Below are 16,666 nucleotides of genomic sequence, written 5' to 3'. Positions count from 1 at the left end.
AAGCGGAGAAACGCCGAAGTCGAGAAGTGCGCGAAGGACCGTGAACGGATCAGCAGCCGCGCGTGTAATCGGTGACAAAGGTGTACCCGTCGGGCAGTTCCCAGCCGTCCGCCTTGCCGAGTCGGCGGCAATGCTCACGGAAGGCCGCTCGCTGAACTTCACTTGGCGAGCAGCCGGGCAGCAGGCGGCGTAGATGGCCGGGGACGAACTGGACGCCGCGCAACCTCCCGTCGTCCAGTCCCGTTCCGCCCCATGGGCGTATCACCCGCTGTCGGGCGGGACGGTAACCGATGAGGGGGATCGTCGTCTCCCCGCTACGTGCCGGAAAGTGCGGCTGGCCCCAGGCATCGCGGCTGCCAAAGGCCGGTTCCAGGAGCCGTTCCGCGAGCAGTTCCACGACTGCCGACTCCAGGGCAGCGGCCTGTGACCGCACTGGCCTCCGGCCGTAGACCGCACGCGGCAGGCCCGAACGGTCCAGCAGGGCGTGGCCGTCCAGGGTGAGCAACCCGCAGCGGCGCACCGTGCGCATGACCAGCTTCCGGGGACCGAGCCCCGCTGCGGTGTCACCATGGCGGTCACTGCCCGGAGCATCCTCTCTGGTGAGAACAGAGGGGTCGAAGCAGTGCCCGATCACGCGGTCGCCGACCTGCACCGGTTCATCGAGCCGCGCCGTGGCCACATGGATCACCGTGCCGCCGCTGAGCCAGCGCAGTTCAAGCATCAGGCCGGGGAAGAAGTCGTGAGGCCAGCCAACTCCGGTCAGCCGACCGGTCTCGTCCCCAAGTTCGGCGGTGACGTTCTGAACCACCTCGTTCCTGTCCGACACCTCGCCGGAGTGCGCGAGTTCGAGGCAGGTCGTGGGGCATCGGCCGTGAGACCGGCGAAGTTCCCGCGCGACGTACGGGTGCAGCGGGAACCAGCCGCCGATGAGATGGGCCAGCCTCAGCGGTGACCGCCAGACGATCCCGTCCTCGTCGGACCGCAGCAGCTCGCTGGGGCCGAGGGCCGCATCGTCGGCGAGGGGCAGGTCGACCGGATCCAACTCCGCTGCCGGCTCCGGCTCCGGCGGCGCAGTTGTCGTGGACATCCAACCGCGTCCGACTGGGATCAGAGGGTCCCCGGGGATTTCCGTGTCACCGGGATGATGTGACCGCCATACGCCTCCCCCCTCGAAGGCATCGTCGAGCGCGATCCGGGAACCGTTCTCGAACAGGCCCTGATCGCTGTCTCGCTGGACGACATCGGCCAGCGCCACGTTCGCCCGGCACACCGCTGCTGCGTAGTCCACTCCCCTGAGCGCTTCCGTTGCCCCAGGGAAGCCGCGAAGGCGCGGTCCGACCGCTGTGTACACGGTGACCGGTGAGGTCAGGCCGTAGCGCCGCCTCACCGGGATGGCCGCGTGTTCCACCGCTGCCGCAAGGGACCTGAGGTCATCGCCACCCAGCGGTCCGGCGTCGCGCCAGCAGGCCGCCAGGTAGGTCCGGGTCATGGCGTAGTGACCCCATGTACGCAGCGCATCACTGGAGTCGAGGACACCTCGTACCGTGTCGAGGAGACCCAGCAGACCTACCCTCAGGTCCTCGTCGTGGGTTTCACCCACCAGTTCGGCGAGCGAGACTGGAACAAAGGGGCTGAGGAGCTGTGCCCGAGCGGTCGTCAGGAGATGGTTCGCATAGGAGGTCAGGTCGTCGCACCGGGCCGCGTCCCGGGACGGGTAGCAGACGTCGACGACGACATGGCCATCCCCGTTGATCCAGCGTCGGCGCATGCGTAGGCGGTGGAGCTGGGCCGGTGACAGGCTCAGGGCCGGGCCGAAGGCATCGAGATCCGGGACCAGGAGTTCCCTGCGCAGTGGAGCGGCGCTGTTCCCCCGTCTGCCCGGCCCCTCGGCACCCGCAGGCGCCCCCGACACCCACGCCGGTACATCACCGAAGGAGCCCACCTCTGAGTGGGCACCCTCCCTGTAGACAATCTCGGCGTAGAGCGGGTCCGACCCGGTAGCGACGCACACCATGGCACCAACCGGGAGCACGGGAGCGTACTCACCGAAGGTGACCACCGGAAAGTCGTCAAGGCGCAGCGGGCTGCCGCCATAGCCGTCGCCGCCGAGGTCGTAACCGAAGTACACGGTGTTGAAGGCAACGGTGGTGTGCACTGGTGCCTGGCGGGCCGCGACAACTGCTTCGAGATACCTCCGCAGCCGCTCCCGGTCCTGGTGGGGTACGGCGTCGTAGCCCCTGGTCATGACAGAGGTCAACAGGGCCCGGTCGCCATACGGGTCAGGCACCCCCGACCCGTCGCAACGCGCTGATGGCGCTGCCGACCCCCCACGTTCGCCGATTGCTGCTGATACATACGGGTCTCCACCCATGACACCTCCGCCGCACCACAGGACGCCCAAGCCCGGCACGCGGTAGTCCCGCAGACTATGCCTACGCATGGCATTCCGGCAGCGCCTTTGCCACTTTGCGATCCGTCGGCAGCAGCTCGGCCGAACACGCGCCGTGCGCTTTCACCCGCGCGACGGGAGCAGACGGCGCAATCAGAAGGCCACCACGCACCTCGGATATGAGTGGGGCGGCCATGGCCTGCTCGCTGATGGTGCGGACCTTTGGGTGCGCGCGGTTGACGGCCTTCGGGCCTGCGGAGAGCTTGCTCCAGCGACCGCAGTAGGGAACGCGGACGGCTGGGCCGGTGCCTGGTACGCCTTGTCCGCCCAGCACCGTATGTGGCCGGCGTTGGGCGCGTCGAGGAGGCCGTGGGCGCGGGCCGCCTTGATGTCGTGCAGGGCGCCGAGTACGACCGGTCGGCGGCGATCGGGTCGATCGGCAGCAGGGTGCCGTCCAGGATCACGACCGTCTTGGTGCGGAGACAGCCACCGCCTCCTCAAGGGTGGGCGCGAGCGCGGCCAGGGCTTCGATGGCTTCGCTGACGTGGCGGTGGGCAGTGGCCAATCAGGTGCCGAACCCCGCTGCCGGCTAGGCCAAGGTGCGGCCGAAGCGAAGGCGGGCCGGAACGAGCAGGGCTTGCCGCCCGCCGGTCAGCCTCCGCCACCGCCTCCCGATCCGCCTCGCCGCGATGAGCTCTCGCCGCAGCAATTCGAGCGCTGAAGTGGACAGATCCGGGCCGGACGGTGGACAAGCACGCGAAGCTCCTGGCGGAGAAGGTTGCTATGGGACAACCCATCTACCAGGAGCTCCGTCGCTCTGTCACTCCAACTGCTCAACCCCGTAGGCGGGTTGGAAACGCCTCATTGTTCGCTTGGCAATGTCGTAGATCAGCCCCATGGTGATCCGGAAAAAGTCGAAGCCGGTACCACCTGACGGATTTGACGCGGGTCAGCCCTTCTGAGCAGGCTCAAGGATCGCCACGCACTCCATGTGGTGGGTCATCGGGAAGAGGTCGAAGGCCCGCAGCGACACCGGCCGGTAGCCGGAGTCGCGGAAGAAGGAGAGGTCGCGGGCGAGGGCGGCCGGGTCGCAGGCGACATAGGCGATCCGGCGGGCGCCCAGTCCGGCCAGGTGGCGCACGGTGTCCCGGCCCGCGCCGGAGCGCGGCGGGTCGAGCACGATCAGGTCGGTGGAGGTGATGCCGGTGCGCGGCAGCAGCCGCTCGACCCTGTCGCACTCGATCCGGATGTTCTCCAGTCCGGCCAGGTTGTGCCGGGCGTCCGCCACCGCCTGCTTGTCGGACTCGATGCCCAGCACCGCGCCCTGCTCGCCCAGCCGCTCCGCCAGCGCTCCGGCGAAGAGGCCGACACCGCAGTAGAGGTCGAGCGCATTCTCGCCGGGGCGCGGGGCGAGGCCGTCCAGGACCGCGTCGACCAGGGTGTCGGCCGCGGCGGGGTGGATCTGCCAGAAGCCGCCGCCGGTGACCCGCCAGGTGCGGCCGGCCGCCCGCTCGCGGACGAAGGTGCGGCCGTGCACGCGGTGGAAGAGCTCGCGCTCGTCGATCCGGGCGACCGAGACCGGCCGGTCCAGCTCCACCAGCGGCAGCCGGCCGCCGGGCACGGGGGTGAGGATCACCTGCCGGTCGGAGGAGCCGGTGGCCGCCACCGCCTCGACGGTGGCGATCTGCGGCCACTCCCGGGCCTCGATGCCGAGCTCCTCGATGCCGGGGGCGGCGATCAGGCAGCGGTCGACCGGCTGCACCTCGTGGGAGCGGTGGCGGCGCAGCCCGACCCGGCCGCTGGCGCGGTCCACGGCGAACTGCACCCGGGTGCGCCACGCGGGGACCTGCCCGGCCGGGACCTTGTCACCGGGGGCGGGCTCGACGGAGCCGTCCCAGCCGGCCTCGGCGGGGGTGAGCCCGGCGAGCCGTTCCAGCTGCTCGGTGAGCACCTGCACCTTGAGCTTGCGCTGCGCGCCGGGGGTGGCGTGCTGCCAGTCGCAGCCGCCGCACCTGCCCGGTCCGGCGAACGGGCAGGGGGCGTCGACGCGGTCCTTGGAGGACTGGAGCACCTCCACGGCGTCGGCGCGCAGGAAGCGGGAGCGGTCGGTGCCCTCGGTCACCTCGGCCACCACCCGCTCACCGGGGAGCGCGTGCCGGACGAAGAGCACCCGCCCCTCGTGTCGGGCGACGCAGTGGCCGCCGTGGGCGACCGGGCCGACCTCGACCTCGTAGCGCTCGCCGACGAGCGAAGGGGCGTCGGCGGATGGGGTGGCTGTGCTGGTCACGAAGAGCTGTCCTTGGCGTCGTTGGTCCCGGCCCCCTTGTCGGGGCCGGTGACGGTGGCCTCCGGCTTGCGCTGTCGCCGCGGTTCGCCGCGCCGGACCGATCCGGGCGCGGACCACTCGCGCTGCTGCTTGCGCCGCTCGGAGGACTCCAGCTGCCAGGGTACGGAAACCACCATCACCCCGGGGGTGAACAGCAGCCGTCCCTTGAGCCGCAGCGCGCTCTGGTTGTGCAGCAGCTGCTCGTACCAGTGGCCGACCACATACTCCGGGATGTAGACGGTGACCACATCGCGGGGGCTGCTGCGGCGGAGGTTCTTCACATACTCCAGGATCGGCCGGGTGATCTCCCGGTACGGGGAGTCCAGCACCTTGAGCGGCACCTCGATGCCGCGCTCGTGCCACTCGGCCTGGAGGGCCTTGGTGTCCGGCGGGTCGACATTGACGGTGACCGCCTCCAGGACGCTGGAGCGGGCCAGCCGGGCATAGGCGAGGGCGCGCAGGGTGGGCTTGTGCAGCTTGGAGACCAGCACGATGGAGTGCACCCGGGAGGGCAGTACGGCGTCCTCGCCCGGCTCCTCGGCGGAGACCAGCTCCTCGGCGACACCGTCGTAGTGGCGGCGGATGGCCTTCATCATCACGAAGAGCACCACCATCAGCATGATCGCCACCCAGGCGTGGGTGAACTTGGTGACCAGCACCACGATCAGCACCAGCGCGGTCATCACCAGCCCGAAGGTGTTGATCGCCCGGCTGCGGATCATATGGGAGCGCTTCTTGGGGTCGGTCTCGGTTCTGAGCAGTCTGGTCCAGTGCCGGATCATGCCGCTCTGGCTCATGTTGAAGGAGACGAAGACGCCGACGATATAGAGCTGGATCAGCCGGGTGGGGTCGGCGCCGTAGGCGACGATGAAGACCATGGCGATGCCGGCCAGCACGATGATGCCGTTGGAGAAGGCCAGCCGGTCGCCCCGGGTGTGCAACTGGCGGGGCAGATAGCGGTCCTGGGCGAGGATCGAGCCGAGCACCGGGAAGCCGTTGAAGGCGGTGTTGGCGGCCAGCACCAGGATCAGCCCGGTGACGGCGGCGACAAAGAAGAAGCCCGGCTTGAAGTCGCTGAACACCGCCTCGCTGATCTGCGCCAGCGCGGTCTTCTGGTGGTAGTTCTCGGGGGCGCCGATCAGCTGGGTGGCCGGGTCGTCGGCCATCCGCACCCCGGTCAGGCTGGCCAGGTAGATGATGCCCATGAACATCGTCACGGCGATGGTGCCCATCAGCAGCAGCGTGTTGGCCGCGTTCCTGCTCTTGGGCTTGCGGAAGGCCGGTACGCCGTTGCTGATCGCCTCGACACCGGTCAGCGCGGCGCAGCCGGAGGAGAACGCCCGCAGCAGCAGGAAGATCAGGGCGAATCCGGCCAGACCGGTCTCGCCGGGCTCGGCCTGGAGGTGGTAGGCGGCGCTCTCGGCATGGATGTCCGCGCCCAGCGCCAGGTGCCGGAAGAGTCCCCAGAGGGTCATGGAGAAGACGCCGGCCATGAAGGCATAGGTGGGGATGGCGAAGGCGGTGCCGGATTCGCGCACCCCGCGCAGGTTCATGCTCATGAGGATCAGGACGACCAGGATCGACAGCCCCACCTCGTGCCCGCGCAGCGCCGGGACGGCCGAGACCACATTGGCCACGCCCGAGGTGGTGGAGACCGCCACGGTGAGGACGTAGTCGACCATCAGGGCGCTGGCCACGATCAGGCCCGAGTTGGGCCCGTGGTTGACCGTGGCGACCTCGTAGTCCCCGCCGCCGCTCGGATAGGCGTGCACGTTCTGCCGGTACGACGCCACCACCGCCAGCATCACGATGGCGACCACCACGCCGATCTGCCAGGAGAAGTGGATCGCCGACACGCCTGCCACCGAGAGGGTGAGCAGGATCTCCTCGGGGGCGTACGCGACCGACGAGAGCGCGTCGGAGGCGAAGACGGGCAGGGCGATCCGCTTGGGCAGCAACGTCTCACCGAGCTTGTCGCTCCGCAGAGCGCGCCCGATGAGGATGCGTTTGGGTACGTCGGTCAGCTTGGACACGATGAGGATCGTAAGCCGTACGGGGGTGCACCCGGCACCCACCTGCCGCCGAAGCCTTCCCGAACGGACGTTCGGCGCGGCAGGATGGCCGCCGGTCCGGGACCGGCCGGGGCCGCGCGGCGGATCGGCTCCACCGCGCAGGTGTGGCCGACCACCGTCGGCGGGTACCGCGTGTGTGTACAGGGACGCGCGGTGCGACCCTGGTGTACTGCCTGGCGCCGACCGGTGCCAGGATCGGGCCGAGACATCACTCCGGAAGGACGGTCGTGCACATCGTCATCATGGGTTGCGGGCGCGTGGGCTCAGCTCTCGCGCGCACCCTGGAGAAACAGGGTCACTCGGTCGCCGTGGTCGACCAGGACCCGACGGCGTTCCGCCGTCTCGGTTCGGGCTTCGGGGGCAGGCGGGTGACCGGGGTCGGCTTCGACCAGGACACCCTCAAGGAGGCCGGCATCGAGGAGGCCGGCGCGTTCGCGGCGGTGAGCAGCGGCGACAACTCCAACATCATCGCCGCGCGGGTGGCCCGCGAGACCTTCGGTGTCGAGAATGTCGCAGCCCGCATCTACGACCCTCGCCGGGCCGAGGTCTACCAGCGGCTCGGCATCCCGACCGTGGCCACCGTGCGCTGGACCGCCGACCAGATGCTGCGCCGGCTGCTGCCCAGCGGCGCTGAGCCGCTCTGGCAGGACCCGAGCGGCTCCGTGCAGCTCGCCGAGGTCCCCGTCTCCCCGGCGTGGGTCGGCCACCGGCTGAGCGAGCTGGAGGCCGCCGCCGATGTACGGGTGGCCTTTGTCACCCGGCTCGGCGAGGGCACCCTGCCCGGAGCCGATTCGGTGCTTCAGGAAGGCGACCTGGTCCATGTGATGATGCGGATCTCCGCACTCCAGTCGGTCGAGGCAGCGTTCGCCAAGGGTCCGGAGGAGGGTCACTGATGCGCGTCGCAATCGCCGGAGCCGGCGCGGTCGGCCGCTCCATCGCGGGCGAGCTGCTGGAGAACGGCCATGAGGTACTGCTGATCGACAAGAACCCCGGCTCCATCTCGGTGGAGCGGGTGCCGCAGGCGGAGTGGCTGCTGGCCGACGCCTGCGAGATCACCTCGCTGGACGAGGCGGCGCTGCAACGCTGCCATGTGGTCATCGCCGCGACCGGCGACGACAAGGTCAACCTGGTGGTCTCGCTGCTGGCCAAGACCGAGTACGGGGTGCCGCGCGTGGTGGCCCGGGTCAACAACCCCAAGAACGAGTGGCTCTTCAATGAGTCCTGGGGCGTGGACGTCGCGGTCTCCACGCCGCGCCTGATGTCGGCGCTGGTGGAGGAGGCGGTCAGCGTCGGCGACCTGGTCCGCCTGATGCGGTTCAGCCAGGGCGACGCCAACCTGGTGGAACTCACCCTTCCGGGGGACGCCGAGCTGGTCGGTACCCGGGTCGGCGACGTGGCCTGGCCGGAGGACACCGCGCTGGTGACCATCATCCGGGAGAGCCGGGTGCTGGTGCCCAGCAAGGACGACACCCTGGAGGGCGGCGACGAGCTGCTCTTCGTGGCCGCGCAGGACCGCGAGGGGCAGCTGGAGGACCTGCTCTCCGCCGAGATGGAGCAGCCGCAGGACTGAGCCCGGTCATGGCGAAGGGGAGGGCTGCCCGGCGTCGGGCGGCCCTCCCCTTGCGCTGCGGCTCGGTCTGCGCTGCGGCTCAGTCTGCGTTGCGGCTCAGTACTCCGAGCTGGGCGCGGCGTGCCGGGCCCGGTGCGGGGTGGCCGGAGCGGGCGTGACGGCGGCCTCCGGGCCACCGCCGTCCTCCTCGTCGTCATCATCCAGCACCGCCTTGATCGGCGGCGGCGCCTTGAGCAGGATCTGCCAGGTGAAGTACATCGCGACCAGCATCGGCGGAATGCCGAGGGCGACCTTCATCCACCCCAGCAGATTGGCGTTGTGCGCGAAGTAGAGCGGGAAGAGCACCACCGGCTTGACCGCCATGCAGATGAACCAGACCCAGGTCGCCCGGGTGTACGCGGCGAGCCGGCCGGGGTTCTGCTTCCGCCAGGTGAACAGCTCGCCGGTGATCGGGCCGAGCATCACCCCGATCAGCGGCCAGCGCACCAGCGCCGAGAGCGCCAGACCGGTGCAGTAGGCCACGCTGTAGAGCAGGCCGGGCAGGTAGAAGTCCTCGGCCTTGCCCGACTTCATCGCGATGTACGCGCCGATGGCGACGCCGAAGACGCCGCTGAAGGCATGCTGCACGGTCTCCCGACGCAGCAGCCGCACCACGGCGAAGACCCCGGACAGGCCGAGCGCGGCCCACGCCGCGGCGGAGACCTGGTGGGTCAGGTTGAAGGTGACGATGAACACCAGGCCGGGCAGCGTCATGTCGATCATGCCGCGTACCCCGCCGAAAGCCTTCATCACGGAGTCGGCGGCCTCCTTGGAGGCCGCCTCGTGCCGGGCTGCCGCCTCCTCGGGGGTCTCGTCCCTCGCAGTGGCGGCGGCGTCGCCGCCGGGCAGGTTGCTCACGTCATTCGCTCCCATGTCCGACCGGACGCAGCTCGTAGCGCGGGTTGAAGAGCACTCGGCGGCCGTGTGCATGGCTGATCCGCCCGCTGGCGATCAGCCTCCGGCCGGGTTCTATGCCCGCGATCGACCGGCGCCCCAGCCACACCACGTCCAGCGCGTCGGAGCCGTCGAACAGCTCGGCTTCCAGGGCGGGTACGCCCGCGCGGGGGCGGAGCGTGACGGTGCGCAGGGTGCCGGTGACGGTGACCAGCTCGCGGTCGTCGCAGCGGGAGATGGGCGTGCAACCCGCCTCCTGCGCGTCCTGGCGCAGCTCCTCCGCCTGGAGCTCCTCCGGGGAGCTGGTCAGGCGATCGAGCATGCGGCGGAAGCGTCCGGGCTGCCGGTCGCTGCGGATGTCACCACTCATGCGGGAAGGGTACCCGTTTCCGCCCCGCCGTACGGGGGGCGCGCACCGTCCGCACCCGGCTCACCGCTCGAAGCGGTACCCCATGCCCGGCTCGGTGATGAAGTGCCGGGGACGGGACGGATCCGCCTCCAGCTTGCGGCGCAACTGGGCCATGTACACCCGCAGATAGTTGGTCTCCGTCCGGTACGCCGGGCCCCACACCTCCTGGAGCAGCTGCTTCTGGCTGACCAGTCGGCCGGCGTTGCGGACCAGCACCTCCAGCAGATGCCACTCGGTGGGGGTGAGGCGGATGTCGGCCCCGCCCCGGTTCACCCTCTTGGCGGCGAGGTCGACGGTGAAGGAGTCGGTGACGACCACCGCGTCCTCGCCCGACCCGGCGACCGGCTCGGCCCGCCGCACGGCGGCGCGCAGCCGGGCCAGCAGCTCGTCCATGCCGAAGGGCTTGGTGACATAGTCGTCGGCGCCCGCGTCCAGCGCCTCGACCTTCTCGTCGGAGGACTGCCGGGCGGAGAGCACGATGATCGGCACCCTGGTCCAGCCGCGCAGCCCCTTGATCACCTCCGCGCCGTCCATATCGGGCAGGCCCAGGTCGAGCACCACCACATCCGGGTGGCGGGCGACGGCCAGCTCCAGCGCGCCGGCGCCGTCGTGCGCGGCGTCCACCTCATAGCCGCGCGCCCGAAGGTTGATCACCAGGGCACGGACGATCTGCGGTTCGTCGTCCACGACGAGGACCCGGGTCATACGTTGCGCCGCCTCTCCGAGAGCAGGGGTTGGGGGGCCTCATGCGGTCAGCGCCGACGGCGGCGGCTGCGGGATGTCCCGGTGCGCCGCCGCCGACGGCAGGGTCAGCACCATGGTCAGCCCACCGCCGGGCGTGTCCTCGGCGGTGATGCTGCCTCCCATGGCTTCCACGAACCCGCGCGCGACGGCGAGGCCGAGGCCCACCCCGGTCCCGCGCGGGGCGTCGCCGTACCGCTGGAAGGGCTCGAAGATCCGGTCCTTGGCCTCGTCCGGCACGCCCGGACCCCGGTCGGCGATCCGCAGCTCCACCCGGTCACCGCCGTCCGCGAGGCGCAGCACACTGGCCGCGACCAGCACCGGATGGCCGTCCCCGCTGTACTTGACGGCGTTCTCCACCACATTGGCCACCGCCCGCTCCAGCAGCCCCGGATCGGCCGGGACCATCGGCAGCGTCTCCGGGATGTCCAGCTGCACCCGGTCCGGCGGCACCCCGCCCAGCGCCGCCGGGACGACCTCGTCCAGGTCCACCTCCTGGAGCAGCGGCGTCACCGTACCCGTCTGGAGGCGGCTCATATCCAGCAGATTGTTGATCAGGTGGTCCAGCCGGTCGGCCCCCGCCTCGATACCGGCCAGCAGCTCCGCCTCGTCCTCCGGCCCCCACTCCACATCCTCGGACCGCAGCGAGGAGACGGCCGCCTTGATACCGGCCAGCGGCGTCCGCAGATCATGGGAGACCGCCGCCAGCAGGGCGGTGCGAATCCGGTTCCCCTCGGCCAGCCGCCGCGCCGCCGCGGCCTCCTCGGAGAGCCGCCGACGCTCCAGCACCACCGCCGCCTGCGCGGCGAAGGCCCCCAGCACCCGGCGGTCCGCAGCGGGCAGCACCCGCCCGGTCAGCGCCAGCGCAAAGCGGTCACCGGCGGGGACGTCCACATCCGCGTCCTCCGGCCGGGCCGCCGGCCGGGGCCCCACCGCACCGGCGCAGCTCCACTGCCCGTACTCCTGACCGCGCTCCAGCAGCGCCACCGACTCGGTCTGGAAGGTCTCCCGCACCTGGTCCAGCAGCGCCGCCAGGCTGTCCTCGCCACGCAGCACACTCCCCGCCAGATGGCTGAGCGTGTCCGCCTCGGCCCGGCTGCGCGCGGCCTGCTGGGTACGCCGGGCGGCGATGTCCACCACCGAGGCCACCGACACCGCCACGGCGGCGAAGATCGCCAACCCGAGGATGTTCTCCGGGTTGGCGATGGTGAAGGTATGGAGGGGCGGCGTGAACCAGTAGTTGAGCAGCAGCGAACCCACCACCGCCGACGCCAGCGCCGGATACAGCCCGCCGATCAGCGCCGCACCCACCGTCAGCGTGAGGAAGAGCAGCATGTCGGTGGGCAGCCCCGGCTGCTCCAGCGGCCCCGCCAGCAGCAGCGTCAGCAGGACCGGCCCCGCACAGCCCACCAGCCAGCCGGCCACCGCCCGGTGCGGGCCCAGCGCGGTGGGCAGCCGCCCCGGCAGCGCCGGCCGACCCGCCGCCGCATGCTCATGGGTGACGATATGCACATCGATGTCCCCGGACTCCCGGGCGACCGTGGCCCCCACGCCCGGCCCGAAGACGTACTGCCAGGCCCGGCGGCGGCTGGAGCCCAGCACGATCTGGGTGGCGTTGACGCCCCGGGCGAAGTCCAGCAGGGCGCTGGGCACATCGTCGCCCAGCACCATGTGGAAGCTGCCGCCCAGGTCCTCCACCAGGCGTCGCTCCTCCACCAGTTCCTGCGGGGAGGCGGCCGTCAACCCGTCGGAGCGGGAGATGTACACGGCCAGCAGCTCACTGCCGGAGCCCTTGGCCGCGATCCTGGCCGCCCGCCGGATCAGCGTGCGGCCCTCCGGGCCGCCGGTCAGCCCCACCACGATGCGCTCCCGGGCCTGCCAGGTCGCGGCGATATGGTGCTCGGCCCGGTAGCGCTGGAGGTACTCGTCGACCCGGTCGGCGGTCCACAGCAGCGCCAGTTCCCGCAGTGCGGTGAGATTGCCCGGCCGGAAGTAGTGGGAGAGCGCCGCGTCGACCTTGTCCGGGGCGTACACATTGCCGTGCGCCAGTCGGCGCCGCAGCGCCTCCGGCGACATGTCGACCAGCTCCAGCTGATCGGCCCGGCGGACCACCTCGTCCGGCACCGTCTCCCGCTGGCGCACCCCCGTGATGCCCTCCACCACATCGCCCAGCGACTCCAGGTGCTGGACATTGACGGTGGTCACCACGTCGATACCGGCGGTCAGCAGCTCCTCGACGTCCTGCCAGCGCTTGGCATTGCGGCACCCTGGCACATTGGTGTGGGCCAGCTCGTCCACCAGCGCCACGGCCGGACGGCGTGCGAGCACCGCGTCCACGTCCAGCTCGGTGAAGACCGCGCCCCGGTGGACCAGCCGTCTGCGCGGCAGCACCTCCAGACCGGCCAGCAACTCCTCGGTACGCATCCGCCCGTGATGCTCGACCAGCCCGACCACCACATCGGTGCCACGCTGGAGACGCCGATGCGCTTCGGAGAGCATCGCAAAGGTCTTGCCGACGCCGGGGGCGGCCCCGAGGTAGATCCTGAGCTTGCCGCGCGCCATGGCTCCGTTCTCCCTTGCCGCGGCGGCCCGCGCAACCCGACGCCCGGACGGGGACCCTCCGCAGACCGAGAATAGGCGCCCCGCAGCCGGGCTCCGACAGAATTAGCGCGTTCTTGACGGGGTCGACCCGGTGGGCGGACCGGTGTGCGGGCATGCGAAAGGGCCCCGTAGCCTTCCGGCTACGGGGCCCTCCCGTCAAAGATTGTTCGGCGGCGTCCTACTCTCCCACAGGGTCCCCCCTGCAGTACCATCGGCGCTGTAAGGCTTAGCTTCCGGGTTCGGAATGTAACCGGGCGTTTCCCTCACGCTATGACCACCGAAACACTATGAAGTTGACCCGGAAACAGGCACGGATCATTGCTTCAGAACAACACAGTGGACGCGGAGCAACTATGGACAAGCCCTCGGCCTATTAGTACCGGTCAGCTCCACCCCTCACGAGGCTTCCACACCCGGCCTATCAACCCAGTCGTCTACTGGGAGCCTTACCCACTCAAGGTGGTGGGAGCCCTCATCTCGAAGCAGGCTTCCCGCTTAGATGCTTTCAGCGGTTATCCCTCCCGAACGTAGCCAACCAGCCATGCCCTTGGCAGAACAACTGGCACACCAGAGGTCCGTCCGTCCCGGTCCTCTCGTACTAGGGACAGCCCTTCTCAAGACTCCTACGCGCACAGCGGATAGGGACCGAACTGTCTCACGACGTTCTAAACCCAGCTCGCGTACCGCTTTAATGGGCGAACAGCCCAACCCTTGGGACCTACTCCAGCCCCAGGATGCGACGAGCCGACATCGAGGTGCCAAACCATCCCGTCGATATGGACTCTTGGGGAAGATCAGCCTGTTATCCCCGGGGTACCTTTTATCCGTTGAGCGACGGCGCTTCCACAAGCCACCGCCGGATCACTAGTCCCTGCTTTCGCACCTGCTCGACCCGTCGGTCTCACAGTCAAGCTCCCTTGTGCACTTACACTCAACACCTGATTGCCAACCAGGCTGAGGGAACCTTTGGGCGCCTCCGTTACCCTTTAGGAGGCAACCGCCCCAGTTAAACTACCCACCAGACACTGTCCCTGATCCGGATCACGGACCCAGGTTAGACATCCAGCACGACCAGAGTGGTATTTCAACGATGACTCCACCATGACTGGCGTCACAGCTTCACAGTCTCCCACCTATCCTACACAAGCCGAACCGAACACCAATATCAAGCTATAGTAAAGGTCCCGGGGTCTTTCCGTCCTGCTGCGCGAAACGAGCATCTTTACTCGTAATGCAATTTCACCGGGCCCGTGGTTGAGACAGTCGAGAAGTCGTTACGCCATTCGTGCAGGTCGGAACTTACCCGACAAGGAATTTCGCTACCTTAGGATGGTTATAGTTACCACCGCCGTTTACTGGCGCTTAAGTTCTCAGCTTCGCCACGACGAATCATGACTAACCGGTCCCCTTAACGTTCCAGCACCGGGCAGGCGTCAGTCCGTATACATCGCCTTACGGCTTCGCACGGACCTGTGTTTTTAGTAAACAGTCGCTTCTCGCTGGTCTCTGCGGCCACCACCAGCTCAGAGTGCAAGACCCATCACCAGCAATGGCCCCCCTTCTCCCGAAGTTACGGGGGCATTTTGCCGAGTTCCTTAACCACGGTTCACCCGAACGCCTCGGTATTCTCTACCTGACCACCTGAGTCGGTTTGGGGTACGGGCCGCCATAGAACTCGCTAGAGGCTTTTCTCGACAGCATAGGATCATCCACTTCACCACAATCGGCTCGGCATCAGGTCTCAGACTATATGCAGGGCGGATTTGCCTACCCCACGTCCTACACCCTTACCCCGGGACAACCACCGCCCGGGCTGGACTACCTTCCTGCGTCACCCCATCGCTCACCTACTACCCTGTTGGACCGGCGGCTCCACCACTCCCCTTTGTCCGAAGACTCCGGGGCGGCTTCACGGCCTTAGCATTCAGAGGTTCAGCGTTGACGCTCTACAGCGGGTACGGGAATATCAACCCGTTGTCCATCGACTACGCCTGTCGGCCTCGCCTTAGGTCCCGACTTACCCTGGGCAGATCAGCTTGACCCAGGAACCCTTGGTCAATCGGCGCAAGAGTTTCCCACTCTTGTATCGCTACTCATGCCTGCATTCTCACTCGTATACCGTCCACGACTGGCTCCCGCCGCCGCTTCACCCGGCACACGACGCTCCCCTACCCACCCACACACCCGTTAAGGCTATTTGTGTGAGTGACACGGCTTCGGCGGTGTACTTGAGCCCCGCTACATTGTCGGCGCGGAATCACTTGACCAGTGAGCTATTACGCACTCTTTCAAGGGTGGCTGCTTCTAAGCCAACCTCCTGGTTGTCTCTGCGACTCCACATCCTTTCCCACTTAGCACACGCTTAGGGGCCTTAGCCGGTGTTCTGGGCTGTTTCCCTCTCGACCACGGAGCTTATCCCCCGCAGTCTCACTGCCGTGCTCTCACTTACCGGCATTCGGAGTTTGGCTAAGGTCAGTAACCCGGTGAGGCCCATCGCCTATCCAGTGCTCTACCTCCGGCAAGAAACACACGACGCTGCACCTAAATGCATTTCGGGGAGAACCAGCTATCACGGAGTTTGATTGGCCTTTCACCCCTAACCACAGGTCATCCCCCAGGTTTTCAACCCTGGTGGGTTCGGGCCTCCACACGGTCTTACCCGCGCTTCACCCTGCCCATGGCTAGATCACTCCGCTTCGGGTCTTGGGCATGCGACTAAGAACGCCCTATTCGGACTCGCTTTCGCTACGGCTACCCCACACGGGTTAACCTCGCCACACACCGCAAACTCGCAGGCTCATTCTTCAAAAGGCACGCAGTCACGGCCGCAGTCCGAAAACCACGACGACGCTCCCACGGCTTGTAGGCACACGGTTTCAGGTACTATTTCACTCCGCTCCCGCGGTACTTTTCACCATTCCCTCACGGTACTATCCGCTATCGGTCACCAGGGAATATTTAGGCTTAGCGGGTGGTCCCGCCAGATTCACACGGGATTTCTCGGGCCCCGTGCTACTTGGGAAACGCACAAGCAAGCCGCACAGATTTCGTCTACGGGGGTCTTACCCTCTACGCCGGGCCTTTCGCATGCCCTTCGACTACCTGTACGGTTTCTGACTCGCCCAGCCGCCGGCAGACGACTGAAGTACGCTCCCACAACCCCGCACGCGCAACCCCTGCCGGGTATCACACACATACGGTTTAGCCTCATCCGGTTTCGCTCGCCACTACTCCCGGAATCACGGTTGTTTTCTCTTCCTGCGGGTACTGAGATGTTTCACTTCCCGCGTTCCCTCCACACTGCCTATGTGTTCAGCAGCGGGTGACAGCCCATGACGACTGCCGGGTTTCCCCATTCGGACACCCCCGGATCAAAGCTCGGTTGACAGCTCCCCGGGGCCTATCGCGGCCTCCCACGTCCTTCATCGGTTCCTGGTGCCAAGGCATCCACCGTGCGCCCTTAAAAACTTGGCCACAGATGCTCGCGTCCACTGTGCAGTTCTCAAACAACGACCAGCCACCCACCCAGAACAAGCATGGGACCGGCACAACCAGAGGAAACAACCAACCGTTCCCTCAGGACCCAACAGCGCGCCCGACAACCCCCACACCCCCGACCCGCCTT

9 protein-coding genes, 2 rRNA genes and 1 pseudogene are annotated in these 16,666 nt (G+C 68.2%); 2 read left to right on the top strand and 10 right to left on the bottom strand.

Annotated elements, in window-relative coordinates:
• Positions 1–49 precede the first annotated feature (49 nt).
• The 4 genes and pseudogenes from C7M71_RS23020 to C7M71_RS23005 form a co-directional block, all read right to left on the bottom strand.
• Entirely contained in the window at positions 50–2,245 is a 2,196-nt protein-coding gene (locus tag C7M71_RS23020) for a hypothetical protein (protein WP_229758865.1), read from the bottom strand.
• A gap of 334 nt (positions 2,246–2,579) precedes the next feature.
• Positions 2,580–3,119, bottom strand: a pseudogene (locus C7M71_RS32060) (transposase family protein); the annotation flags it as partial.
• A 219-nt stretch (positions 3,120–3,338) separates the two neighbouring features.
• Positions 3,339–4,676 carry a class I SAM-dependent RNA methyltransferase gene (locus C7M71_RS23010; RefSeq protein ID WP_111491263.1) on the bottom strand — a complete coding sequence of 446 codons (1,338 nt, stop codon included), beginning with the start codon at positions 4,674–4,676 and terminating at the stop codon, positions 3,339–3,341.
• Positions 4,673–6,748, bottom strand: a complete 2,076-nt coding sequence (locus C7M71_RS23005) for an APC family permease (protein WP_111491264.1) — start codon at positions 6,746–6,748, stop codon at positions 4,673–4,675. The genes C7M71_RS23010 and C7M71_RS23005 overlap by 4 nt, the downstream gene beginning before the upstream one ends.
• Before the next feature lie 266 nt (positions 6,749–7,014).
• Here C7M71_RS23005 and C7M71_RS23000 point away from each other — a divergent pair, with 266 nt between their 5' ends.
• Together C7M71_RS23000 and C7M71_RS22995 are read left to right on the top strand one after the other, a co-directional pair.
• Positions 7,015–7,680, top strand: a complete 666-nt coding sequence (locus C7M71_RS23000; protein WP_111491265.1) for a potassium channel family protein — start codon at positions 7,015–7,017, stop codon at positions 7,678–7,680.
• Positions 7,680–8,357, top strand: coding sequence for a potassium channel family protein (locus C7M71_RS22995; RefSeq protein WP_111491266.1), 678 nt, complete (start codon positions 7,680–7,682; stop codon positions 8,355–8,357). The genes C7M71_RS23000 and C7M71_RS22995 overlap by 1 nt, the downstream gene beginning before the upstream one ends.
• 96 nt (positions 8,358–8,453) lie before the next feature.
• Here the strand turns inward: C7M71_RS22995 and C7M71_RS22990 are convergent, their stop codons facing one another.
• The 6 genes from C7M71_RS22990 to C7M71_RS22965 all read right to left on the bottom strand — a co-directional run bounded on the left by C7M71_RS22990 (position 8,454) and on the right by C7M71_RS22965 (position 16,515).
• Positions 8,454–9,254, bottom strand: coding sequence for a DUF3159 domain-containing protein (locus C7M71_RS22990; protein WP_229758864.1), 801 nt, complete (start codon positions 9,252–9,254; stop codon positions 8,454–8,456).
• Between the two features lies 1 nt (position 9,255).
• The gene (locus C7M71_RS22985) at positions 9,256–9,660 is read right to left on the bottom strand and encodes an OB-fold nucleic acid binding domain-containing protein (protein ID WP_111491268.1); all 405 of its coding nucleotides are present in this window, start codon (positions 9,658–9,660) and stop codon (positions 9,256–9,258) included.
• Positions 9,661–9,720: 60 nt separating this feature from the next.
• A complete protein-coding gene (locus tag C7M71_RS22980; RefSeq protein ID WP_111491269.1) occupies positions 9,721–10,404 on the bottom strand; it encodes a response regulator in 684 nt (227 codons plus the stop codon).
• 39 nt (positions 10,405–10,443) lie between these two features.
• Positions 10,444–13,002 (bottom strand): sensor histidine kinase, encoded by a 2,559-nt coding sequence (locus tag C7M71_RS22975; protein ID WP_111491270.1) that lies wholly within the window; start codon positions 13,000–13,002, stop codon positions 10,444–10,446.
• A gap of 204 nt (positions 13,003–13,206) precedes the next feature.
• Positions 13,207–13,323 (bottom strand): 5S ribosomal RNA (rrf, locus tag C7M71_RS22970).
• A 71-nt stretch (positions 13,324–13,394) separates the two neighbouring features.
• Positions 13,395–16,515: ribosomal RNA gene (locus tag C7M71_RS22965) — 23S ribosomal RNA — on the bottom strand.
• Between the last annotated feature and the right edge of the window lie 151 nt (positions 16,516–16,666).

It is taken from the genome of Peterkaempfera bronchialis, assembly GCF_003258605.2.
In the GTDB taxonomy this organism is placed as follows: Bacteria; Actinomycetota; Actinomycetes; order Streptomycetales; family Streptomycetaceae; genus Peterkaempfera; species Peterkaempfera bronchialis.
The sequence above is the reverse complement of the archived record's forward strand: the minus strand, read 5'-3'. Positions and strand labels throughout refer to the sequence as shown.